Raw genomic sequence first — 22,957 nt, 5'->3', positions numbered from 1 at the left:
TCCCGCGCCCGGGCCCCGGGCCGTGCAGCGGCCTTCCCCCGGGGTCCGGTCCGCCGCGGCGGCCGGGTGGCTCACGGGCCTCCCGGTGGTTCGGACCGTGAGCGGGGCCGGGCCCTGTCTCGGCCGTGGGCCGAGGGCGACTGCCGGGCCGCGCCCCGGGGTCGCCGCTGCGGAGGGGCGGCACCCGATGGGCCCGTCCGGGGCGGCGGCCGGGCCGGATGCGGGGCACCCTGCTGACATGGGTGAGCGAGGCGAGGCGACGCCGACGGCCGACTCGGACGGTGACTCGGGTACGGGCCGTCAGGGCGCGCCCCGCGTCCTGGTCCTGCGTGCCCTGGGACTCGGCGATCTGCTCGCCGGCGTCCCCGCCCTGCGCGCCCTGCGCCGGGCCTTCCCGGAGCACGAACTGGTGCTGGCCGCCCCCGCGGAGCTGGAGCCGGTCGCGGCGGCGACGGGGGCCGTGGACCGGCTGCTGCCCGCCTCCGCACCCGGACGGGCCGTCCCCAGGACCCTCGACTGGACCGGCCCGCCCCCGGCCATCGCGGTCGACCTGCACGGCAACGGGCCCCCCAGCCACCGCCTCCTCATGGCCCTGCGCCCGCTGAAGCTCCTCGCCTTCGCGCACCCCGAGACCCCGCAGGTCGACGGCCCGCCCTGGTACGCCGAGGAGCACGAGCGCGACCGCTGGTGCCGGCTGCTCCGGGCGTACGGCATCGACGCCGACCCGGACGACCTGCGCCTGCCCCGCCCGGCCACGGCGTCCCCGGCGCCCGACGCCGTCGTCCTGCACCCCGGCGCGGGCGCGCCCGCCCGCTGCTGGCCCGTCGAGCGGTACGCGGCCGTCGCCTCGGCCCTGCGCGAGCGCGGCCGGCGGGTCGTGGTCACCGGGGGAGCGGACGAGGCCGATCTGGTGGCCCGGCTCGCCAAGCGGGCCGGGCTGCCCGACACCGACGTGTTCGGCGGCGGCCTGCCCTTCGACCGGCTCTCCGCGCTCGTCGCCGAGGCCCGCGCCGTGGTCAGCGGCGACACCGGCATCGCCCACCTCGCGGTCGCCCACGCCACCTGCTCCGTCACCCTCTTCGGCCCGGTCGCCCCGAGCCGCTGGGGGCCGCCCGCGCACCCCCGCCACCGCGCCCTGTGGTACGGCCCGGAGGGCGACCCGCACGGCCGCCGCCCGGACCCGGCGCTGCTGCGCATCACCACCGACGACGTACTGAACGCCCTCGACGACCTCCCGGACACCTGAGCGCCCGTGAAGGGGGACCGCACATGACCACCCCGCGCACGGACCACACGGACCGCACTCCCGTCGGCATCGTCATCGCCACCCGCAACCGCTCCGACCGTCTGGCCGTCACCCTGCGCCATCTCCTCGCCCTGCCCGAGCGGCCGGAGATCCTCGTCGCGGACAACGCCTCCACCGACGACACCCGCGCCATGGTCGCCCGCGACTTCCCCCGGGTCCGCGTCCTGGCGCTGCCGTTCAACCGCGGCGCCCTCGCCCGCAACCACGGCGCCCGCGCCCTGCGCACCCCGTGCGTGGCGTTCAGCGACGACGACTCCTGGTGGGCGCCCGGCGCGCTGAGCACCGCGGGCCGCCTGTTCGACACCCATCCCCGGCTCGGCCTGATCGCCGCCCGCACCCTGGTCGGCCCGGCCGCCGAACCCGACCCGCTCAACGACGTGCTCGTCGCCTCGCCCCTCGGCCCGGCCACCGACCTGCCCGGCACCCAGGTCCTCGGCTTCCTGGCGTGCGCCTCCGTCGTCCGCCGCAGCGCCTTCCTCGACGCGGGCGGCTTCCACCGGCTGCTGTTCTTCGGCGGCGAGGAGACCCTGCTCGCCTACGACCTCGCCGCGCGCGGCTGGGGCGTCACACACTGCCCCGACGTGGTCGCCCACCACCACCCGGCGCCCGGGCTTCGCACCGACCGCCCCGCCGTCCAGCGCCGCAACGAACTCCTCACCGCCTGGCTGCGCCGCCCCCTGCCGTACGCGCTCGCCCGCACCCGCGACCTCGCGGCCGAGGCCCGGCACGACGGCCAGGCCCGGCGCGCCCTGCGCGAGACGCTCACCCGCCTGCCCGCCGCCCTGCGCGAACGCAGGGCCCTGCCCCCGCACGTCGAACGGGCCGCCCGCCTGCTGGAGGGAGCGACCGCATGACCGACACCCGCACGACCGTGGTCGTCATCACCCACAACCGGCGGGACGAAATCCTGCGCACCCTCGACCGGCTGGCCGAACTGCCCGAGAAACCCCCGGTGATCGTCACCGACAACGGCTCCACGGACGGCACCTCCGCCGCCGTCGCCCGGCACCATCCGGAGGTACGGCTGCTGCGGCCCGGCCGCAACCTCGGCGCCGTCGGCCGCAACCTGGCGGTGCGCGCGGTCCGCACGCCGTACGTCGCCTTCTGCGACGACGACTCCTGGTGGGCGCCCGGCTCCCTGGCCGGGGCCGCCGACCTGCTGGACCGGCACCCCGCGCTCGCCTCGGTCACGGCGCGCATCGTCGTCGAACCGGACGGCACCGAGGACCCGATCGTCAAGGAACTGCGCGACTCGCCCATCCCCCAGCCGGCCTGGCTGCCCGGCCCGGCGCTCGGCTCCTTCCTGGCTGCGGCGACCGTGCTGCGCACCGACGCCTTCCGCACCGCCGGCGGCTTCCATCCGCGGCTGTGGCTGGGCGGCGAGGAGGAGCTGCTCGCCGCGGACCTCGCGGCGAACGGCTGGTGGCTGACGTACGCCGATCAGCTGACGGTGCATCACTGCCCGTCAGCGGCGCGGGACGCCACGCTGCGACGGCAGCACGGCATCCGCAACACCCTGTGGTTCACCTGGCTGCGCCGCCCCACCGGCCCCGCGCTGCGCCGCACCCTGGAGCTGGCCCGCACGGTCCCCCGCGACCAGGCGTCCCTGCGTGCCTTCGCCGAGGCGGCCGCCGCCCTGCCGTGGGTGCTGCGCGAACGCCGCGTGGTACCGCCGGAGGTCGAGTCCCGCCTGCGGCTGCTGGAGCCCGCCCAGCGCGCGTCCAAGGCGCGCCGCTACACCGGCTGAACCGCGGACGTCCGGGCGCGGGCCCCGGACGCGCCGCTCCTTCCGCCGTCACCTCCTGCGGGCCGGGTCCGCCGGGGCCCGCGGGAGGGCGAACGCTCAGCGTTCCGTCCACCGGCACAGCAGCCGGAACGCCGCGTACAGCGTCGGCGGCCACACACCGGCGAACGCCCAGATCACCCCCGGCTCCGAGGTGACGATCCCGGCCACCATGAGGCCGATCGACACCGCGAGCAGGGCTGCCACGGTCCGTGGCCGGGGGGAGTAGGCGGCGATGCGGATCAGGACGCGCGTCGGGTCGGGCCGTCGGCTCGGCCGGAGCGTGCGCAGCTGCCGGTCCAGGCGGCGGTCGCGGCGCAGGGCCCGCTCCATCTCGTCGAGGATGCGCTGCTCGTCATCGGGGAGTCGGCCGATGGACACTGTCTCTCCTTCCGGGGCGGCCCGACACGGATCACCGGGTGCCCCGGGCGGTCCGGGTGCTAACCGGCCGTCCGCTGCGCCAGCGCCTCGACCAGCCGGTCCGCGCTGTCCGGCGCCGTGCCCTCCTGGAAGGCGTCGCGGATCTGCCGGGCGGTCACCCGGCCGCCGGTCAGGCACCAGTCCCACCAGCGGTCCAGCTGGGCCACGTCCAGCCGCTCGGCGGCCACCAGCGCGGGCCAGCCGCACGCCCGGGCCTGCGCGGTCACCTTCGCGCCGCCCTCGACCGGGTCGACGGCCAGCACCGGCGTGCCGACCCGCAGCGCGAGCACCAGCCCGTGCAGCCGGTCGGTGACGACCAGATCCAGCCGGGCCAGCACCGACTGCAGCTGCGCCGGCGTCGCGCTCAGGTGCCAGTCGTGCGTGTCCAGCCGGGTCTCCAGTTCCAGGCGGGCGCAGTCCTTGCCGGCCAGCCAGCGCGTCACCTCCTCGGCGACCTGCCCGTGCCGCCGCTGCTCGCCGTACTCCTGCTGCCCGTACGTGAGGATCACCCCGACCACGGGCCGGGCGGGTACCGCCGGGGCGCGGGCCGCCAGGTCCTCCACCGGCTCGCTGTCCGGCGCGTCCCGCGGCAGCACCCGGTGGAAGCCGGTCACGGCCGGGCTGTCCGGGTCGATCACCGAGGTGCCGACGGCGATCCGCACACAGTGCGCGAACCGCCGGTGCAGCTCCTCGACCTGCGGGCCGTGCAGCGGACCGCACACGAACACCAGGTGCGAGTAGTCACCGGGCCGCACGCGGTCCAGGTGCAGGGCCTCCGGCAGGAACCCCGGGCTCCAGGCGACGTCGTACGGGATGCCCGTCCCTCGCAGGACGTCCTCCACCCGGCGCAGCGCCAGGACGTCCCCGGCGGTCGCTTCCCCGTCCCGGAAGCTGAACCATCCGGTCAGCAGCACCCGCTGCGGTCGTACGCGCCGTTGTGTCCGCTGTGTCTGCCCATGTGGCTGCCCATGTGTCTGCACAGTGCCGGAGTGCCCCATCCCGGCGGACGCAATCAGCGCATATGACCCGTTGTGCCGGAGTTCGGTGTCACTGTGCGTAGAAGGTGGCGTCCGCCCGGTCCGTGGCCGTGCCGGGGGTCTGCACGTACAGCAGGTACTCGTAGTGACGGATGTACCGCCCCGGGTAGTTGGAGGACTCGTACGACACGCCCGCCGAGTCTGCCAGGCCGGCGCGCCGGTGGAAGGTGGCGTCGGCCCGGAAGGCCGCCGTGCCGTCGTTCTTCTCCAGCCACACCTCGAAGTTCTTGTGCCGCAGGTAGTAGCCGGGGAAGTTGGCCGACTCCAGGGAGACGGTGCCGCTGCCGGTCAGGCCGGGGACGACCCGGAACTGGGAGTCGGCGAGCTTGGTGACGTTCGCGTCGATCCGGGCGCGGTAGTCGTAGTGCCGGACGAACCGGTCCGGGAAGTTGTACGACGACAACCGCTGCGGGGTGACGCCGTCGGCCACCGGGATGCCGAAGTTCGGGGTGCCGTCGGCGTTCCAGTACAGCTTCTGCACGCGGGTGCGGCGGTTGGGGTCGTTGAGCGGGTCGCCGCTGATGTCCTTGTAGTCGCGGTCGTGGTAGACGAGGATGTCGCTCTTTCCGTCCTCGGAGACGGTGAAGGAGTTGTGGCCCGGTCCGTACTGGCCGGTGGCGGCGCTGCTGGCGAAGACGGGGGTGGAACTCTTGCTCCACGACGCCTGGTTGAGCAGGTCGGCGCTCGCGGAAGCGGTCAGCATGCCCAGGCAGTAGTTGCTGTCGGTGGCGCTGGCCGAGTAGGTCATGAAGACCTTGCCGCCGCGCTGGATGACCGCCGGCCCCTCGTTGACCTTGTAGCCGACGGTCTCCCAGGAGTACGTGGGCCGCGACAGCATCACCGGAGTGCCGGTGATCGTCCAGGGGTTGGCCATCTTCGCGAGGTAGATGTCCGTGTTGTTGTTCACGGACGGGTCGCGCTGTGCCCAGGCCAGGTAGCGCACGCCGTTCACCACGAAGGTCGTGGCGTCCAGGGAGAAGCTCTCCCACTGGGTCTTGATCTGCCCCTTCTCCGTCCAGGTGGCGGTGAGCGGGTTGGCGCCCGTGCCCTCCAGGACGTACATGCGGATCGCCCAGATGTCGTTCGTGGCGCCGGCCGCGAAGTACACGTACCACTTGCCGTCGATGAAGTGGATCTCCGGCGCCCAGATGTGCGCGCCCATGACACCGCTGGTGTGCTTGGTCCAGATCGTCGTCTCGGGGGCCGTGGACAGGCCCTGGAGGGTCGTGGCGCGGCGCAGCACGATGCGGTCGTACGCGGGCACGGTCGCCGTGAAGTAGTAGTAGCCGTCGGTGTGTTTGTGGATGTGCGGGTCGGCGCGCTGCTGCGCGATGGGGTTGGTGTAGGTGACGGCGGGGGAGTCCGGCACGGCGGCGTGGGCGGTGGTGCCGGGGCCGGCGAGGGTGGCCGCGAGGGCGACGAGGACGGCCACGAGGAGCCGTAGGGCGATGCGTCTCAAGGTTCTCCTGGGCGGGGGGGGGGTCACGGCGGTCGCGGTGACGGTGACGGTGAGGGGGGAGGGCGCTGGTGACGGTGACCGGCGGCCGCCGGGGTAATGTCCGTGATTTCGAACACAGTTCGGTACTTCGGTCAGAAGAATTCGGTCAGAAGATAAGTGGGGGTCGCACCTCCGTCAACGGTTTGGGCGGGCCTGCCCCGTGATGCTGTCCGGCAGTCGCCTGTTCGTACAGCGGGTGAAAACCATGTTCATTTAGCATGGTGGCCGACGGTGTGCCGGTGCGAGCGAGGAGTTCAGCGATGGAGGAAGCGGGGGAGGGGGTTACGGGCGGCCGGACTTCCGGGCCGGGACTGATGCGCAGTACGCGTCAGCGGCGGGCCGTGCTCGACACCCTGGGGCGCTGCGGGGAGTTCGTCTCCGCCCAGGAACTGCACGCGCTGCTGGCCGACTCCGGCAGCACGGTGGGACTCACCACCGTGTACCGCACCCTGAGGGAGCTCGACCGTGCCGGGCTCGTCGACGTCGTGCGGGACGAGGGCGGCGAGCGGTTGTACCTCCGGCGCCCGACCGGGGAACACCGCCACTACCTCATCTGCCGCTGCTGCGGCCGGAGCCGGCCGGTGGACTCGGAGGCGGTCGAGGAGTGGGCGGCCCGACTCGCGGAGACCACCGGCTTCACGGAACTGGAGCACACCCTGGAACTCAGCGGGGTGTGCGGGCGGTGCGGCCGTGGGGGCCGCGACGGTGCGGCCGCGTCGGGGTGTGACGCCTGCGGGGGGACGGTCGAGCCGGGGGTGTGACGCCCGTGGGGGGCTGTGGAGGTGGGCTGCGGGCCGAGCCCCCCGCCCGCCCCGGCATCGACCTCGGAGAACGGTCGGGCAACGGCTTCCGGGTCAGGCGGGGAAGCGCGCGCTGCCCGTGAGGATGCGGACGTCCAGGTCGGTCACCTCGGCCGCCGTGAGCCTGGTGGTGAACTGCGCGCGGACGCGGTCGACCGCCGCGGGGGAGAGGCCGGTCAGCAGGCCCCGAGTCCCGCTGCCGACGGCGAGGTTCCAGGCCGTGTCGGGCGTCAGGGGGTGTCGAACCGGCGCTGGACGACGCGCGGTTCGGTGCCGCCCAGGTGTTCCAGCCAGCTCGCGAGGGTGTCGGGGGTGTCGATGCGGGCCAGCTGGTGCGACTGCGGGGAGTCCGGCCAGGCCCGCTCCGTCTCGACCGCCGCCCTGAACGCCGCTCCCCAGCCGCCGAGCGAGCCCTTCTCCCAGACCGTCACCACGAGCCGCCCGCCCGGACGCAGCATCCGGGTCAGCGCGGTGGTGTCCCGGTCCATGTCCGGGAAGAAGAACACGCCGAGCGCGCACTGGACGACGTCGTACCCGGAGCCGGGCCAGGAGCTCACCTCGTGCCGGTGGAACCGGAGGTTGTCCAGCCCTTCCTCCCCGGCCCGGCGCTCGCCGATCTCCAGCAGGGCACCGGCCAGATCCACCGCGTCGACGCGGCCCCGCGGGCCGACGGTCCGCGCCGCCGGCAGGGCCGACGCGCCCGCCCCGCAGCAGGCGTCCAGAACCGACTCGCCGGGTGTGAGCCCGGCCGTGTCCGCCGTGGCCGCGCCGACCGGGTCCCACAGCGCGGGGGACCAGCGGTGGAACTCCTGCGCGCCCGCGCTGAAGACATCTCCGATGGTGCTCCGCCGTGCGGTCATGTGCCTCGTCCCCCTCCGTGGTGCCACCGTGGCCCGCCTGGTCGGAACGGTTGTCGTTCCCGCGAAGTTCCTTGACCTCAAGGTGAGTTGGGGACGAGGTGCGGGGGAGGGCCCGCGGGCGGGGCGGGGGCGGGAGGGGGCTCAGGCCGCTCGGGGCCGGTCCTCGCCGGGCTCGGCGGCGCTCCCCTCCCGGTCGGTCTCCCCGCCGGGAGGGCCCTCGCCCCGGATCAGGCGCAGGTGCCGCTTGGGAGCGGCGTGCCGGCCCTTCTCGGGCGCGGCCTCGAACAGACGGTCCTCGATGCGGTCCACGATCAGCAACAGGACGCTGAGGAACGGCAGCAGCAGTACGGCGATCCAGACCATGACGGACCCCTCGACCAGGAGATGTCACTACGAGTGCTCCGACCGCGCCCGCTGATGCGTTCGACATCTGTGAAGAACCCGTGACGATTCGGGCGGTCGGGTGCAAAGCTCCTCGGCCGGCTGCGACGCGGTGACGAGACCGGTGACTTCGCCGGTCCGCGCGGGGCCGTTTCCCGACGACAGTGGCGCTCCCAGCTCATCGGCGGCACTCGCCGGCCGGCGCACGGACGCTCCCCGTGTCACGTCATACGTCCGTGCTCCGGGCCGGGCCGGGGCGCCGCCACACCTGAGAGGACGACTCGTCGTGCAGCAGCACCCCCACAGCAGCACCGCACGCCCGCGCCCGGCCACCCGTGCCGCGCGCCGCGGGGCCGGCAGGCTCGCCGGCGCGGCCGCCGCCATCGCCGCCGTCGTCGGACTGACCACCCTCGGCGGCCCCGGCGCCCACGCGGCGGAGAACCCCTACGAGCGCGGTCCGGCCCCCACCACCGCCGGCATCGAGGCGGCGCGCGGCCCGTACGCCGTCTCCGAGACCACCGTCTCCTCGCTCGCCGTCACCGGCTTCGGCGGAGGCGCCATCTACTACCCGACCAGCACCGCCGACGGCACCTTCGGCGCGGTCGCCGTCTCCCCCGGCTACACCGGCACGCAGTCCTCCATCGCCTGGCTCGGCCCGCGCCTCGCCTCACAGGGATTCGTGGTCTTCACCATCGACACCCTCACCACCGTCGACCAACCCGACTCCCGGGGGCGCCAGTTGCTCGCCGCGCTGGACTACCTCACCGAGCGCAGCTCCGTGCGCGGCCGGATCGACAGCAGCCGGCTCGGGGTCATGGGGCACTCGATGGGCGGCGGCGGCAGCCTGGAGGCCGCCAAGTCCCGCCCCTCGCTGCAGGCCGCGGTGCCGCTGACGCCGTGGAACCTCGACAAGACCTGGCCCGAGATCAGCACCCCGACGCTGATCGTCGGGGCCGACGGCGACTCGATCGCCCCGGTCGCCTCGCACGCCGAGCCGTTCTACTCCAGCCTGCCGTCCTCGCTCGACCGGGCCTACCTGGAGCTGAACAACGCCACCCACTTCGCGCCCAACACGTCCAACACGACGATCGCGAAGTACAGCATCGCGTGGCTGAAGCGGTTCATCGACAACGACACCCGCTACGAGCAGTTCCTGTGCCCGCTGCCCCGGCCGAGCCTGACGATCGAGGAGTACCGGGGCAACTGCCCGCACACCTCCTGACGCCCGCGGGGCGTGACCCGGTGGCGGCCCGCGCGGCCGCCACCGCGTTGTGCGCGTGCACCGTGGCGGACCCCGGGAGTTGGGCGGCGGCACACGGTGCCCTCCCGGCCTCGCCCGGTGAATGGGCAGGTGACACGGCCGATGAGCCGCCCGGGCGGTGGGGACCCCCGCCTTCCGCTCCGGGTTACCACTCCGTGTTACTGATAGTAACCTCGCGGGAATGACCGGACGGACGACCCTCACACCCGCGCCGCTCGCGCACCTCGCGGACTCGCGGCGGCAGGCGCTGACCGAGCTGCTGGACCGGCTGCGCACCGACTCGGGCGCCGGTGTCGTGACCGGTGAACCCGGCTGCGGCCGCACCGCGTTCCTGGAGTGCGCCGCCCGTTCCTTCACGGCCGGACCGGTGGTGCGCGTGCGGGCCGGCGCGGCGCGGGCGCGCAAGCCGTACCACGGACTGCGCGCGCTGCTGAGTGCCGCGGGGTGCCCCGCCCAGGTGGCCGCCGCCGTGCACGGGGCGGTGGGTGAGGTCCTGCTCGGCGCCCTGCGGACGGTGGCCGACCGGGGCCCCGTTCTGGTGTGCGTGGACGACGCGCACCTGTGGGACGCCGCCTCACGCGCGGCGCTGGGGCACGCGGCCGCCCACCTGCGCACGGTGGGCCGGGCCGGGCTCGGCCTCCTCCTCTCGGTCCCCGGACACCGGCCCCCTGACCGGGAGTTCGCCGGACTGCCCCTTTTGCGCCTCGGTCCTCTGACACCGGCGGAGGCGGCCGCCCTGCTGGACGACGCGACGGGCGGAGCCGTCGATCCGGCTGTCCGTGACCAGCTCGTCGCGGAGGCGGAGGGCAACCCCGCCCTGCTGCTGGCGCTGGCCCACCGGCTGTCGCCCGCCGAACTCGGGGGACGGCGGCCCCTGCCACGGCCGTTGGCCGACGCCGAGGTGCTGACCGCCGTGGCCGGGGAGGGCCTGGCCGGGCTGATGCCCGAGCACGAGGACCTGCTGCTGACGGTCGCGGCCGCCGTACGGGTCTCCCACGAGCCGGACGCCGACGTGGAGTCGGTGTTCCGGGCGGCCGAGGGGGCGCGGGGCGACGCGGGCGAACCCGGACCGGGGACCGGGTCCGCGCCGGGCCCGGAGGCGTTGCCCGACGCGCTGGTTCAGGCCGACGGCCGGGTGCGCTTCCGCAGCGCGCTGCTCGGCCGGACGGTGTACGCCGTGGCGCGGCCCGAGCGGCGCCGTGCCGTGCACCGGGCCCTGGCCCGCGCGCTGTCCGGCGGACACGGTGTCCTGGCGCTGCTGCACCGCTCCTGGGCGGCCACGGCACCCGACCCCGCCCTCGCGGCCGAGCTGGCGGCCGCCGCCACCGACGCCCTCCCGCACACCCTGCGCCACACGGCCCTCGCCCGCGCCACCGAGCTGACGCCCGACGGCACGGAGCGGGCGGACCGCTGTCTGGCCGCCGCCGAACAGGCCCTGCTCGCCGGGCAGCTGCCCGAGGCCCTGTGCCTGCTCGACACGGCTCGCCGCCATCCGGCGCCCGCGGTGGCGCGGGGCCGGGCCCACCTGCTGCGCGGGACGGTGCTCCTGGCGGACGGGCCCGTGGACGACGCCCACGCGTCCCTCCTGCTCGCCGCCCGCCTGCTCACCGGCGCCGAACCCGAGCGGGCCGAGACGGCCGCCCTGGCCGCGGCGGACGCCGCGTGGGCCGCCGGCGACATGACTGCGTGCCTGCGGGCGCTCGACCCCGAAGCCCCCACCGCCCGCACCGCGGACACGCCACGGCTGCCCAGCGGTCGGCACGCCCTGCTGCACGACCACCGTGAGGGCATGCGCGCCGTCCTGCGGGGGCGTTTCGACCTGGCGGTCGTGCCGTTGCGGCGCGTGCTGGACCGGTGCCGCGACGCCGATGACCCCGAGCGGCTCCTGCGCTGCGCGGCCGCCGCCCTGCTGCTGGGAGACGTGACCGCCGCCCGCCGGGCGTCGGCACGGGCACTGGCGGCGGCCCGGGCCCTGGGGTCGGCCGTCCTCGAACCCCGGGCCCTGGAATACCTGGCCTACGCCGAACTGCGGGCCGGGCGGCACGCGTTGGCCCGTACGCACGCCGAGGCCGGGCTGCGCGGCGCCCACCGGACCGGTCAGCGGAACACCGCCGCCCACCACCACGCGGCCCTGGCCCTGGCCGCGTCGATCGAGGCGGACACCGACCTCGTCGCCCGGCACGTGTCAGCCGCGCTGGACTCGGCCCGGCGGCACGGCCTGGCCCAGGCCGCCACCCTCGCGCAGTGGGCCGCGGCCCGCGCCGACCTCGGCGGCGGCCGCCCCCGCGACGCCGCCGACCGGCTCGGCCCGCTGGTGCGCCCCGGCCCCCGGCGCGGGCACTTCGCGGTGTGGATGCTCGCCGTGCCCTGCTACGTGGAGGCCGCCGCGCTCACCGGGCAGCCCGACCACGCCCGCACCGTCGTCGAGGACTTCGCCCTCTGGGCGGCCTGCGACGCCGACCCTCAAGCGTCCGCCCAACTCCTGCGCTGCCACGCGCTGCTGGCCCCGCCGGAGACGGCCGACGCGCTGTACCGGCGGGCGCTGGACCGGCACGAGGACACGGCCGGCGACTTCGAAAGGGCCCGCACCGAACTGCTCTACGGCAAGTGGCTGCGGCGCAGGCGCCGGCTGCGCGAGGCGCGCATCCACCTCGGGGCCGCGCTGCTGGGCTTCGAGCGCTGCGGAGCACACCGGTGGGCCCAGCAGGCGGGCGCGGAACTGCGCGCCAACGGAGCCGCGCCCAGCGGGAGCGCCACCGGGCAGCCGTCCCCGGCCACGGCGGCGGAGCTGTCCCGGCTGACCCCGCAGCAGCTGCGCATCGCCCGGTACGTCGCCGAGGGCGCCACCAACCGCGAGATCGCCCTCAGCCTGTCGGTCAGCACCCGCACGGTCGACTACCACCTGCGCAACGTCTTCGCCGCGCTCGGCGTCCGCTCCCGCGTCGAACTGGCCCGCCTGGTCGAGCAGGCGGAGCGCACCGGTGCGGCGCCCCCGCGACCCGCGTCCGGTGAGGAGACCCGTGCACAGCTCTAGGGACCGACCGGGCGGTATGCGATTCTTCGGGGGAGGACGAATCAGGTGGCAGCCGGCCCGCAGCCGCGCCAACGGCCCGGGCGACGTCGGCCGGGGAATCGCGCGGTCGGCCGACCACGCGGTCGGCCCGGAACCACGTGGTCGGCCGGGAACCGGCGCGGGACCGCCGGGCGGGCGCCGCCGGGAAGCCGACCCTGGGGGAGAACCGCGATGCAGAACGCCGTACGGCCACGAACCGTGCTCCACCCCGGAGCGACGACACCCACGCCGCGCCCGCGCACGCACCGGGTGCGGACGCCGGTCGACGCCGATGCTCTCCGCGCGCTGCACCGCGCCGCCCGGACCCTGCTGGCGGACCTGCCCCGGCTCACCGACCGGCTCGTCGCCGCCCTGCGGGAGCAGGAACCCGCCTACCGCGCCGCCCTGGCCGGCGACCCCGCCGGCACCTGGCAGGAGGTGCACCGCTCGCTGCGGCACGGCGTGTCCTCCCTGCTCGACCCGCGCGCCGCCCGGGACGCGGCGCGCGGGTGCTCCTGGCGGGTCGGCGCGGCCCGCGCCGAACAGGGCCTGCCGCTCGACGCGCTGCTGCACGCCTTCCGGCTGGGCGGCTCGCTGGTGTGGCAGGGCCTGGTCGACGAGACGTCCCGGACGGCCCCCGAGGACGTACGGCTCCTGGTGCACGTGGCGTCCGACGTGTGGGACTTCGTCGACGAGCACTGCACCCTGGTCGCGGACGCCTACCGGCAGACCGAGCGGCAGCTCGCCCGGCGGCGCGAGAACCGGGTGAGGCTGCTGGCCGCCGCCCTGCTGGACGGCACCGCCCGCACCGCCGACCTGCCCGAGGCCGCGCGGACGCTGGACCTGCCGGAAGGCGGCCGGTACGTGGTCGTCGCGGTCGCGGGCGGACCGTCGGCCGACGCTGTCCGGGCCGCGTTCGCGCCCACCACGCGCGCCTACTGGCACACCGGCGCGGAGACCGACCACGGCATCGTCCTCGTCGACGGCGGTGACCTCCCCGTGCCGACCGGCACGGCGCCCGGGGCACGCGTCGGCGTCAGCAGCGCCGTCGAGGGGCTGGCCGCCGTCGCGGAGGCCCGCGGACTCGCCGACACCGCGCTGCGCCTGTGCCCCGCCACGGGCGGCACCGTCCGCCTGACGGACCACCTCCCCGAGGCGCTGGTCCTCTCCTGCCCCGAACTCGGCGCCGCCCTGGCCGAGCGGCTGCTCGGCCCACTGTCCCACCTCGGCCCCGCCGACGCCGAGGTGCTGCTGGACACCCTGGCCACCTGGCTGGCCTGCGACGGCTCCGCCCAGCGGGCCGCCCGGCGCCTGTACTGCCACCGCAACACCGTCCTCAACCGCCTGCGCCGCTACGAGCAGGTGACGGGCCGCTCCCTGTCCCGCCCGTCCGACCTGGCCGAGGTCGCCCTGGCCCTGACCGCCCGCCGCCTGCTGCCCCGCTGAAACACCGCACGCGCACGCGTACGAACGCCCTGCGGGTACGGATCGCACCTCCCGGCACGACCCCGCCCTGCTCACCTTCCGCTGGGAGGAGGCCGAAGCAGGCAACGACGACGCCCGGTACGCCCGGCACGCCGCGCGGGCGCTCGACGAGGCCCGGCACCTGGTCGTGCCACCGACTCCGAGCTCGCCCGGCTGGGCCTGATCGACCGGGAGGCGCTGCGCTCCCGGCTGCTGGCCCCGCAGGCGGACCTGACCCGGGACATCGCGCTGGAGCACCTGCTCGGCTGCGAGACCTGGCTCCGCTCGGCCCGCTCGCTCCGCATCGCGTGGGAGACCTGATGCCCGACACCCGCCACCTGCCGTGCCGGTCCTGGACCCGGACGCGGCGGCCGGCCCCGGCACGCCCCCGGCACCGGCCGGCGCGCCGACCGCCGGCTCCACGGCGAGCGGCTGCGGCGGGCAGAGGGAACTCGCCCCTGAGGAAGGCCGCCTCCCCCAGACCCGCACCGCGGCCGCGGTCCGCGAGGCACCACCCCGGGAGCCGGCCCTTCCAGGCGGCGAGGACGGCGGGCGGCGTCGGGTCCGGGGCGCGCTTCGGCCGGGCGAAGGTGACCGCTCCGCCCACGCTGCGGAACGTCCCGGCAAGGCGGCGCCGGTGCCCCGCCCTCCGGAGGGCGGGGCACCGGCGACCAGGAGACCGGTTGGTGCGTCTACTTGAAGGCCCGCAGCCGCAGACTGTTCGTCACGACGAACACCGACGAGAACGCCATCGCCGCACCCGCGATCATCGGGTTGAGCAGGCCCGCGGCGGCCAGCGGCAGCGCCGCGACATTGTAGCCGAAGGCCCAGAAGAGATTGCCCTTGATGGTGGCGAGGGTCCTGCGGGACAGGCGGATCGCGTCCGCCGCCACCCGCAGATCACCGCGCACCAGGGTGAGGTCGCCCGCCTCGATCGCCGCGTCGGTGCCGGTGCCCATGGCAAGGCCCAGGTCGGCGGTGGCGAGGGCGGCCGCGTCGTTGACGCCGTCGCCGACCATGGCGACCGTACGGCCCTCGGCTTGCAGCCGCTTGACGACGTCGACCTTGTCCTCGGGCAGTACCTCGGCGACGACCTCGTCGATGCCGACGGCCTTCGCCACGGACCGGGCGACGAGCTCGTTGTCGCCCGTGAGCAGCACGGGCTTCAGGCCCAGTCCGCGCAGCTCGGCCACGGCCTCGGCGCTGGTGTCCTTGACGGCGTCGGCGACGGTGAGGACGCCGCGGGCCGCGCCGTCCCAGGCCACGGCGACCGCCGTGCGCCCCTCGGCCTCTGCCTGCGCCTTGGCCCGGGACAGCTCCTCGGGCAGCTCGACGGCCCATGCGTCGAGCAGCTTCTCGCGGCCGACGAGAACGGCGTGCCCGTCGACGACGCCCTGGACGCCGAGGCCGGCGACGTTCTGGAAGTTCTCCGGCACGGGCAGGCTGCCCGCCCGCTCCTCGGCCCCGGCCGCGACGGCCCGGGCGATCGGGTGCTCGGAGGCGTGCTCCAACGCGCCCGCCAGACGCAGGAGTTCGCCCTCCGCCACGCCCGGCGCGGTGAATACGTCCTGCAGCCGCATGCGCCCCGTGGTCACCGTGCCGGTCTTGTCCAGGACGACGGTGTCGACGCGGCGGGTGGACTCCAGCACCTCGGGACCCTTGATGAGGATGCCGAGCTGGGCGCCGCGGCCCGTGCCCACCATGAGCGCGGTCGGGGTGGCCAGCCCGAGGGCGCAGGGGCAGGCGATGATCAGGACGGCAACGGCGGCGGTGAAGGAGGCGGCCGTGTCGCCCGACGCGCCGAGCCACGCGCCGAGGGTCGCTGCGGCGATCAGGAGCACGGCCGGGACGAAGATGCCGGAGATCCGGTCGGCGAGCCGCTGCACCTCGGCCTTGCCGTTCTGCGCGTCCTCGACGAGCCGTGCCATGCGGGCGAGCTGGGTGTCGGCGCCGACCCGGGTGGCTTCGACGACGAGACGCCCACCGGCGTTGACGGTGGCGCCGGTCACCGTGTCGCCGACGGTCACGTCCACGGGCACCGACTCGCCGGTCAGCATGGAGGCGTCCACCGCCGAGGAGCCCTCGACGACGGTGCCGTCGGTGGCGACCTTCTCGCCGGGGCGTACGACGAACCGGTCGCCGACGGCCAACTGCGCGACGGGTAGGCGCACTTCCTTGCCGTCGCGCAGCACGACGACGTCCTTGGCACCCAGTTCCAGCAGCGCCCTGAGCGCCGCACCCGCCTTGCGCTTGGACCTCGCCTCCAGGTAACGCCCGGCGAGGATGAACGTGGTCACCCCGGCCGCGGCCTCCAGGTAGACGGCGGAGGAGCCGTCGGCACGCGAGACGGTGAAGTCGAAGCCGTGCCGCATGCCCGGCAGCCCGGCGTGCCCGAAGAACAGCGCCCACAGCGACCAGCCGAACGCGGCGAGCGTACCGAGGGACACCAGCGTGTCCATGGTCGCGGCACCGTGCCGGGCGTTGGTGAAGGCCGCCTTGTGGAAGGGGTAGGCGCCCCAGACGACGACCGGGGCGGCCAGGGTCAGCGACAGCCACTGCCAGTGGTCGAACTGCAGGACCGGGACCATCGCCATCAGGACGACCGGCACCGAGAGCGCGAGCGACACGAACAGACGCTGCCGCAGGGAGAGCAACTCCCCGTCCGCCGCGGTCGGTGCCGCCGCGCCGTCACTCCCCTCACCGGACGGGGGAGCGGGAGGCGCCGGCTCCTGGGCCGTGTAACCGGCCTTCTCCACCCGGGCGATGAGGTCGGCGACCTCGACACCCTCGTGATACGTGACCTTCGCCTTCTCGGTGGCGTAGTTGACGGTCGCCGTCACGCCGTCCATGCGGTTGAGCGTCTTCTCGACGCGGGCCGCGCACGAGGCGCAGGTCATGCCGCCGATGGAGAGTTCGACCTGGGAGGCGGACGCGGGTACGGGTGGGGTGCCGGGAGGCTTCGTCACTGGAGCCGTACTGGTCATGGGCATTCTCCTGGGAAAGGGCCGGGACGTACGGCGTCCGCGGCGGCGGAGCCGTACGTCCCGGCGGGTAGGACGTCGCGTGACCCGGGCCGCCCTCGCGGCCCGGGATGGCTCACGCCGTGCCGACGAGCTCGTAGCCCGCCTCGTCGACGGCGGCGCGGACGGCCCCCTCGTCCAGCGGGGCGGCGGAGGTGACGGTGACCTCGCCGGTCTCGGCGACCGCCTTGACCGCGGTCACGCCGTCCAGCGCGGAGAGCTCCTGTGAGACGGCGTTCTCGCAGTGGCCGCAGGTCATGCCGGACACCTTGTAGACGGTGGTGACGGCGCCGGCCGCGGAGGCCGCCGTGCCGCCGGAGTGGCAGGAACCGTCGCTGGAGCAGCAGGACCCGGAGTTCTTCTGGTCGGTCATGGCCTTCTTCCTCGGATGCTGACGGGTGTGAGCCCAGTGGCGCGACACGGGTGCGGACATGCATGGAGCGGACCGCAGGATCGCATACCCCCTGGGGGTAGCTACTATATACCCCCGGCCGGTATGCACAACCCGCTTGCAATATACCCCTCCGGGGTATACGTTCGGCGGCATGACGTCCCTTCCGTCGGCCCTACCAGGGAGGCTCTTATGAAGACCTGGCCGAAGATCACCGGCTTCGCCGCGGCACTGACCGTCGTGTTCGGCGCCGCCTACGGCGTGGGCAGTCTGGCGGGGCCGGACGACGCCGACAGGCAACCGGCCGCCTCCTCCGGTCGCGAGGTGGCGCCCGAGGAGGCGGGGAGCGCGGACAGCGCCGCCGCCGAGGTGCCCGAGGGGCTGCAGGTCTCCGCCCACGGCTACTCGATCGACCTGAAGACGCCGCGCATCGAGCGCGGGCGCACCACCGAGATACGGTTCGCCATCCTCGACGCGCGGGGACGGCCGGTCACCGACTTCGAGGTGGAGCAGGAGAAGGAGATGCACCTGATCCTCGCCTCCCGCGACCTGACGGTGTACCGCCACCTGCACCCGACGCGCTCCGCCGACGGCACATGGCGCATGCCCGTGAACCTGCCGACGGCCGGCGACTACCGCCTCTTCGCGGACTTCGCCCCGGCGGCCGAGGGCGGCGAGAGCCTCACCCTGGGCGCGGACCTGGCGGTCGCCGGGCGGTACGAGCCGCGGGAGCTGCCCCGGCAGGAGAGCACCAGCGAGGTCGACGGCTACACGGTCACGCTCCGCGGGGACCTCGCCGCCGGATCCGCGAAGGACCTGACCTTCGAGGTCCGCAAGGACGGCAAGCCGGTGACCGACCTGCAGCCCTACCTCGGCGCGTACGGGCACCTGGTGGCGCTGCGCGCGGGAGACCTGGCCTACCTGCACGTCCACCCCAACGGCGAAGCCGGTGACGCCGGGACGAAGCCCGGGCCCACCGTCTCCTTCACCGCCACCGCGCCCAGCGCCCAGGCCTACCGCCTCTTCCTGGACTTCCAGCACGACGGCAAGGTCCGCACCGCGAGCTTCACCGTCCGGGCGGGCCTCGGCGGGGACGCCCCGGCCGAGGACGAGCACAAGGAGGACAGCGGCTCCGGGGACCACGGGCACGGGTGACACCCCGCAACCGGCCGCGGGCAACCGGACACGCACCGGCTCTGCCCGCGCCGGGCGTCCCTGCGCCCCAAGGAGCACGACCGACGGCAGTTTCGCGCAAGCGTGCGGCAGTCCGCTGCCGGACGGGGCTCGGCGGCCGCGTGCACCACCGCGTCCACCCAGCCCTCGACGAGCGCCAGAGCCGCGGGCGTCAGCGGACGATCCGGTCAGCGGCGCCGCCACCGGCCGGTCGGCGGGGCCGGACACCGAGGCCGGGGCGTACCTGGAGCCGGCCGGGGAAGGCGACGTCGGCCCCGGCCCGGACACCCGCTCGTCAGGGCACGAGCACGCGTCACCCGGCGCCGGTTCCCGCCGCTCCCCGCTCACCTACCGCACCTTTGCCCGTGCCGGTGCCCGCCGTGTGTCAGCGGAGACGAGCTGGTCCAGCACGGCCGGCGGTACCTCCATCCGGCGGTCGATCCTGTCGTGTTCCCAGGTCCGGGTGTCGATCAGCCACCAGTCCTCGACCACGACGAGGTAGAGGCGGTGCGGTGCCGGAGAGCGCAGCCGCGCCGGCTCCAGCAGGTACCGGGCGCGTTCCTCGGGATCGGGGAAAACCGCCCGGTAGAAGACCGAGTGGTACTCGTCCAGCTCCTCCGGCGAGATCTCGCCGCAGGTGCCGGTGAACTGGGCCCCGTCGACCGCGTCGACGTCCAGACCGGGAGTGTTCGGCGCGAGGAACAGCGCGCCGCTGACCTCCGGACCGCGTGCGATGTTCAGCCCGTGCCGGGACAGCCCCGCCGAGCCGAACACGAACCGCAGCGGGTCCGCCAGCCAGGCGTACTCCAGCGTCGCCACCCAGGGCCGTCCCTCCGGTGACACCGTGGCCAGGTTCAGATAGCGCGCCCTCTCCAGAAGGCGACGGGTCCTGCCGAGCGGTGTGCCGTCGGCCGTCATCGCCCCGCCTTCACTGCCAGCGGGTGGCCGGCGCTTCCCCGCCCGCGCACGATGTCCTCGGCGAGGGCGCGCCAGAAGGCGAGTTCGTAGGCGTGCACCATCCGTGCCGTCCGGACGGCCTCCGTGGGGTCGTCCCCCGCGGCCAGGCCGGAGCGCAGAACCTGCGCCGCACGGTCCAGCAGTTCCTGCGGGGTGTCGGCGAAGAAACGGAAGTGCCCGACGGCCCGGTCGTCCAACCCGTACCCCCGGCAGAGCGCGTCGGCCACCCGTGTGTACTGGGCTCCGGACTCGGCCGCGTTGGCGAGCAGCGCGAGGGCGATGTCACTGCGGCTGCCGTGGACCGCGGTCTGCGTCAGGAAGGCCGGATACGCCTGCGCGAGCGGCCGCGGCTCGTACGCCGCCAGGTCCCCTTCGTCCATGCCGAGGGCGGACGCGAAATCGAGCAGCAGGCGCAGCGCCTCCGCTTCGCCCTGGGCCATCGCCAGGAACAGGTCACCGGCGGGGGCCGCGGGGAAGCGCGAGGCCAGCAGGGCGAAGCTGCGGCGGTCGCTGCTCACCAGGCGGTACAACTCCCCTGCCAGGACGCGCAGATGCCGCTGCGGCACCTCGCCCGCCTCCAGCAGGTCGAGGAAGCGGTTCGGCGCCCACTGCTCGGACATCCGCTGCCGTGCCGCTGCGACGAGGGTGCCCGTCTCATCGTCCATGGTGCGCTCCCTTGCGCTCGGTCGGGTCGGGTGATGCGCCGACGCCGCTTGTGGTGAGGCGTCTGCGCCGATCGGGTCCGGTCGCCGGACCGGGTTTCGGTTCGGCGATCCACGGCCCGTCGATCGAGGGGTCGATGACGCCCTCCTCCAGCCAGGCGCAGCCGCCGTCGAGGACCGTGCGGGCCAGGGCCCGGTCGTGGTCGTCGGTGTGGGCGGTCAGCCGGGCGAACAGCTCCGTGACTCGGAGCCGGGCCTGCCGGCAGAACGCGTCGGCCAGCCGGCGCGGTGTGTCGTCGGCGCCGGCGAGAGCCGTCGCGTAGGCGCAGGCGGCGCTCATCGCGTACAACTCGGCGCCGATGTCGACGAGCCGTCCCAACCGGCGCTGACGGCTGCCCAGTTCACCGTCGGGCCGCCGGGCGAACGCGGCGAAGGCCCCGGCGACCCGCCCGGCCGCCTGCTCGGCGAACCGCAGATGCCCGCCGAGCACGTCCCCGTCGGCGGGGTTGCCGGCCGGGGCGTCGGCGGCGGCGCCGGGCGTCGTGCCGGCCTCGTCGCGGTGGTGCGCGAGTACGGCCTCGGCGATGAAGCCGCGCAGGGCCTCCGTCGACCCGTCGAAGATGCGTCCGATGCGCAGGTCGCGCAGCATCCGCTCGACCGGGACGCCGCGCTCGCCGCGCGCCGCGGCCGACTCCGCGGTCTCGTAGCCGCGGCCACCGCGCAGCTGCGTCAGCTCGTCGGCGACCCGCCAGGCGTGTTCGGAGGCGAAGAGCTTGGCCAGTTCGGCTTCGAGGGCGGTGTCGGCGCCGAGGTCCGCGCGGCCCCCCGAGATCTCGACCATCGCCTCCAGCGCGAAGGCGGTGGCCGCGATGTACGCCAGTTTTCCGGCGACCGCGTCGTGCTCGCCGATCGGCCGCCCCCACTGCACGCGGACACCGGCCCACTCGCGGGCGATCTTCGCGCTCCATTTCGCGGCGGCGGCGCAGACGGCCGGCAGCGACAGCCGCCCGGTCTCCTGCGCGGCGAGGGCGACGTTCAGGCCCTCACCTTCAGCGCCGACGCGGTTCGCCGCCGGGACCACCACGTCGTGCAGCCGGATCACGCCGTTCTCCAGACCGCGCAGCCCCAGGAAGGAGCTGCGGTGTTCCACCGTCACCCCGGCGCTGTCGGCCTCGACCACGAACACCGTCATGCCCCCGGCGCGGCCCTCCACCGGAGGCACCATCGCCATGACCACCAGCAGGTCGGCGATGGTGCCGTTGGTGGTCCACAGCTTCACGCCGCTCAGCGTGTACGTCCCCGCCGACCTGTCGGGAACGGCGGTGGTGTGCATCCGGAACGGGTCGTTGCCGATGTCGGGCTCGGTGAGCGCGAACGCGGAGATCTCCCGTACGCACCGCGGCAGGAACGCGCGTTTCTGTTCTTCCGTGCCGAACAGCAGGACGGGCTGCGGAAGTCCGATGGCCTGATGGGCGGCGAGCAACTCGCCGAGTGACGAGTGGACACTGTTGACGATCATCAGCGCGCGGAGGTAGCACCGCCCCGACAGCCCGAGCCCGCCGTACTCCCGGGGAATCCGGACGGCGAACGCACCGAGCTCCTTGAGCCCCTGGACCACGTCGTCGGGGATGCGGTCCTCACGCTCGATCAGGTGGCTGTCGACCTCGTCCTCGCAGAACTTACGCAGCCCGGCGAGGAAGTGCTCGTCCGCCTCGGCGAGGCGCCTCGGATCGCCGGGCGGCGGGGTGAGGAGACCGGTGCGGAGCCGCCCGAGGAAGAGTTCCGCACCGAAGCCCGGCGCTGTCATCGGGCGGCGGCGGGCGTGGCCTGGATCATGGACAGTGGTCCGGCCGCGCCGAACCGCACGGACTCCACCGTGAAGCCGGTCTGCGTCAGCATCGTCCGGAACTCGGGCTCGGTCCGCTCCCGGCCGCCGGCCATCACCATCATGTTCACGTCGGTGAAGTACGCGATCGACTGGTCGGCACGGGCCGCCTCCGGCAGGACCGTACCCACGACCAGCAGGGTGGCGGAGTCGGGCATCTGGGCCCGGCAGGAGCGCAGCAGGGCCACCGCGTCCTCGTCGTTCCAGTCCTGGAAGACGCTCTTGATGATGTAGAGATCGCCGTCGCCCGGGATGTCCTGGAAGAAGTCACCCGGCCGTACCTCGCAGCGGTCGGCGACCCCCGCCTTGCTCAGCACCGCCGGCGCGTCCGCCACGCCGTTCGGGCTGTCGAAGACGATGCCGCTGAGGTGGGGGTGGGCGGTGAGGACGGCCGCGAGCAGGGTCCCGTCGCCGCCGCCGAGGTCCACCACCTTGGTGGCCTGCGAGAAGTCGTAGGCGGCGGCCACGCGCGCGGCCGCTATCCGGGACTCCTCGCCCATCGCCTCGTGGAACAGGGCACTGAACTCGCCGTCGGCGGCCAGGCTGCTGTAGAAGTCGGAGCCCTTGGCCGAGCTGAAGGCCAGTTCGCCGGTGGCGACGGCCTGGCCGAGGCCCTGCCACGCGGTCAGCCACATCGGGCTGCAGAAGACCCGGGTGAAGGCACGCAGCGAATCGGGGGAGTCGGACCGCAGCAGCGCCCCCACCTCGGTCAGTCCGAAGCGGGCCGGCTCCGGCTCCGTGGTGACCCCGACCGCCGCGAGCAGGCGCAGCACCCGGCGCAGCGACGGCTCGTGCGTCCCGCTCTCGGCGGCCAGTTCGTCGCTGCCGCGCACCCCGTCCTTGATCAGGTCGGCTATGCCGAGATCGGCCACCACGCCGAGCGCGTGCGCGGTCATGTAGCCGCCGATCCGCTCGATCAGGGCGGCCCGCAGCCGGATGCGCTCGGCGGTGTCCTTGTCCGGTCCACTGATGCTCATGGTCTCGTCCTTCCGGTCAGTCGGGCGGTA

The 22,957-nt window shown here is 74.7% G+C and carries 19 protein-coding genes; 8 read left to right on the top strand and 11 right to left on the bottom strand.

The genetic code is table 11. The features are described 5' to 3' along the window. Positions 1-238: 238 nt before the first annotated feature. Genes ACFPZJ_RS20340 through ACFPZJ_RS20330 form a run of 3 tightly spaced genes read left to right on the top strand, consistent with a single transcriptional unit; the run spans position 239 to position 3,053 of the window. Complete coding sequence (locus ACFPZJ_RS20340) at positions 239-1,246, top strand: glycosyltransferase family 9 protein (protein ID WP_381023386.1); 1,008 nt, start codon at positions 239-241, stop codon at positions 1,244-1,246. Positions 1,247-1,269: 23 nt separating this feature from the next. Next, positions 1,270-2,160, top strand: coding sequence for a glycosyltransferase family 2 protein (locus ACFPZJ_RS20335; RefSeq protein WP_381023385.1), 891 nt, complete (start codon positions 1,270-1,272; stop codon positions 2,158-2,160). After that, complete coding sequence (locus tag ACFPZJ_RS20330) at positions 2,157-3,053, top strand: glycosyltransferase family 2 protein (RefSeq protein ID WP_381023382.1); 897 nt, start codon at positions 2,157-2,159, stop codon at positions 3,051-3,053. Before ACFPZJ_RS20335 ends, ACFPZJ_RS20330 begins: the two co-directional genes overlap by 4 nt. A gap of 96 nt (positions 3,054-3,149) precedes the next feature. Here the strand turns inward: ACFPZJ_RS20330 and ACFPZJ_RS20325 are convergent, their stop codons facing one another. The 3 genes from ACFPZJ_RS20325 to ACFPZJ_RS20315 all read right to left on the bottom strand — a co-directional run bounded on the left by ACFPZJ_RS20325 (position 3,150) and on the right by ACFPZJ_RS20315 (position 6,005). Then, on the bottom strand, positions 3,150-3,470 hold the full coding sequence (locus ACFPZJ_RS20325; RefSeq protein WP_381023380.1) for a hypothetical protein: 321 nt from the start codon (positions 3,468-3,470) through the stop codon (positions 3,150-3,152). 59 nt (positions 3,471-3,529) lie between these two features. Then, positions 3,530-4,417 (bottom strand): polysaccharide pyruvyl transferase family protein, encoded by an 888-nt coding sequence (locus tag ACFPZJ_RS20320; protein ID WP_381023484.1) that lies wholly within the window; start codon positions 4,415-4,417, stop codon positions 3,530-3,532. A gap of 139 nt (positions 4,418-4,556) precedes the next feature. After that, complete coding sequence (locus tag ACFPZJ_RS20315) at positions 4,557-6,005, bottom strand: family 43 glycosylhydrolase (RefSeq protein WP_381023377.1); 1,449 nt, start codon at positions 6,003-6,005, stop codon at positions 4,557-4,559. 353 nt (positions 6,006-6,358) lie between these two features. Here ACFPZJ_RS20315 and ACFPZJ_RS20310 point away from each other — a divergent pair, with 353 nt between their 5' ends. After that, positions 6,359-6,805 carry a Fur family transcriptional regulator gene (locus ACFPZJ_RS20310; RefSeq protein WP_381023374.1) on the top strand — a complete coding sequence of 149 codons (447 nt, stop codon included), beginning with the start codon at positions 6,359-6,361 and terminating at the stop codon, positions 6,803-6,805. 269 nt (positions 6,806-7,074) lie between these two features. On the opposite strand, the gene ACFPZJ_RS20305 is transcribed toward ACFPZJ_RS20310, so the two are convergent. Both ACFPZJ_RS20305 and ACFPZJ_RS20300 read right to left on the bottom strand, forming a co-directional pair. After that, complete coding sequence (locus ACFPZJ_RS20305) at positions 7,075-7,704, bottom strand: class I SAM-dependent methyltransferase (RefSeq protein WP_381023371.1); 630 nt, start codon at positions 7,702-7,704, stop codon at positions 7,075-7,077. A 141-nt stretch (positions 7,705-7,845) separates the two neighbouring features. Next, the gene (locus ACFPZJ_RS20300) at positions 7,846-8,067 is read right to left on the bottom strand and encodes a hypothetical protein (protein ID WP_381023368.1); all 222 of its coding nucleotides are present in this window, start codon (positions 8,065-8,067) and stop codon (positions 7,846-7,848) included. Positions 8,068-8,371: 304 nt separating this feature from the next. Between ACFPZJ_RS20300 and bdeA the strand changes: the two genes are divergently transcribed. The 3 genes from bdeA (at position 8,372) to ACFPZJ_RS20285 (ending at position 13,844) form a co-directional block, all read left to right on the top strand. Then, positions 8,372-9,307: a bis(hydroxyethyl) terephthalate hydrolase gene (gene bdeA, locus ACFPZJ_RS20295; RefSeq protein WP_381023365.1), complete on the top strand. Its 936-nt coding sequence runs from the start codon at positions 8,372-8,374 to the stop codon at positions 9,305-9,307. Between the two features lie 220 nt (positions 9,308-9,527). After that, entirely contained in the window at positions 9,528-12,380 is a 2,853-nt protein-coding gene (locus tag ACFPZJ_RS20290) for a helix-turn-helix transcriptional regulator (RefSeq protein WP_381023363.1), read from the top strand. A 210-nt stretch (positions 12,381-12,590) separates the two neighbouring features. Beyond that, positions 12,591-13,844: a PucR family transcriptional regulator gene (locus ACFPZJ_RS20285; protein WP_381023360.1), complete on the top strand. Its 1,254-nt coding sequence runs from the start codon at positions 12,591-12,593 to the stop codon at positions 13,842-13,844. Positions 13,845-14,554: 710 nt separating this feature from the next. On the opposite strand, the gene ACFPZJ_RS20280 is transcribed toward ACFPZJ_RS20285, so the two are convergent. Both ACFPZJ_RS20280 and ACFPZJ_RS20275 read right to left on the bottom strand, forming a co-directional pair. After that, positions 14,555-16,846 carry a heavy metal translocating P-type ATPase gene (locus tag ACFPZJ_RS20280; RefSeq protein WP_381023357.1) on the bottom strand — a complete coding sequence of 764 codons (2,292 nt, stop codon included), beginning with the start codon at positions 16,844-16,846 and terminating at the stop codon, positions 14,555-14,557. A gap of 112 nt (positions 16,847-16,958) precedes the next feature. Continuing rightward, positions 16,959-17,255 carry a heavy-metal-associated domain-containing protein gene (locus ACFPZJ_RS20275; RefSeq protein WP_381023354.1) on the bottom strand — a complete coding sequence of 99 codons (297 nt, stop codon included), beginning with the start codon at positions 17,253-17,255 and terminating at the stop codon, positions 16,959-16,961. Between the two features lie 210 nt (positions 17,256-17,465). On the opposite strand from ACFPZJ_RS20275, the gene ACFPZJ_RS20270 reads away from it, so the two are divergent. Then, positions 17,466-18,428, top strand: coding sequence for a hypothetical protein (locus tag ACFPZJ_RS20270; RefSeq protein ID WP_381023352.1), 963 nt, complete (start codon positions 17,466-17,468; stop codon positions 18,426-18,428). A gap of 366 nt (positions 18,429-18,794) precedes the next feature. On the opposite strand, the gene ACFPZJ_RS20265 is transcribed toward ACFPZJ_RS20270, so the two are convergent. Genes ACFPZJ_RS20265 through ACFPZJ_RS20250 form a run of 4 tightly spaced genes read right to left on the bottom strand, consistent with a single transcriptional unit; the run spans position 18,795 to position 22,927 of the window. Further along, a complete protein-coding gene (locus ACFPZJ_RS20265) occupies positions 18,795-19,364 on the bottom strand; it encodes a pyridoxamine 5'-phosphate oxidase family protein (protein ID WP_381023350.1) in 570 nt (189 codons plus the stop codon). Next, positions 19,361-20,068: a thiaminase II/PqqC family protein gene (locus ACFPZJ_RS20260; RefSeq protein ID WP_381023348.1), complete on the bottom strand. Its 708-nt coding sequence runs from the start codon at positions 20,066-20,068 to the stop codon at positions 19,361-19,363. Before ACFPZJ_RS20260 ends, ACFPZJ_RS20265 begins: the two co-directional genes overlap by 4 nt. After that, positions 20,058-21,872: an acyl-CoA dehydrogenase family protein gene (locus ACFPZJ_RS20255; RefSeq protein ID WP_381023346.1), complete on the bottom strand. Its 1,815-nt coding sequence runs from the start codon at positions 21,870-21,872 to the stop codon at positions 20,058-20,060. The genes ACFPZJ_RS20260 and ACFPZJ_RS20255 overlap by 11 nt, the downstream gene beginning before the upstream one ends. After that, the gene (locus ACFPZJ_RS20250) at positions 21,869-22,927 is read right to left on the bottom strand and encodes a methyltransferase (protein WP_381023343.1); all 1,059 of its coding nucleotides are present in this window, start codon (positions 22,925-22,927) and stop codon (positions 21,869-21,871) included. Before ACFPZJ_RS20250 ends, ACFPZJ_RS20255 begins: the two co-directional genes overlap by 4 nt. Between the last annotated feature and the right edge of the window lie 30 nt (positions 22,928-22,957).

This window comes from Streptomyces bullii (genome assembly GCF_042657145.1).
Classification (GTDB): domain Bacteria; phylum Actinomycetota; class Actinomycetes; order Streptomycetales; family Streptomycetaceae; genus Streptomyces; species Streptomyces bullii.
Note: the sequence above shows the minus strand (reverse complement) of the source record. Positions and strands in the feature narration are given on the sequence as shown.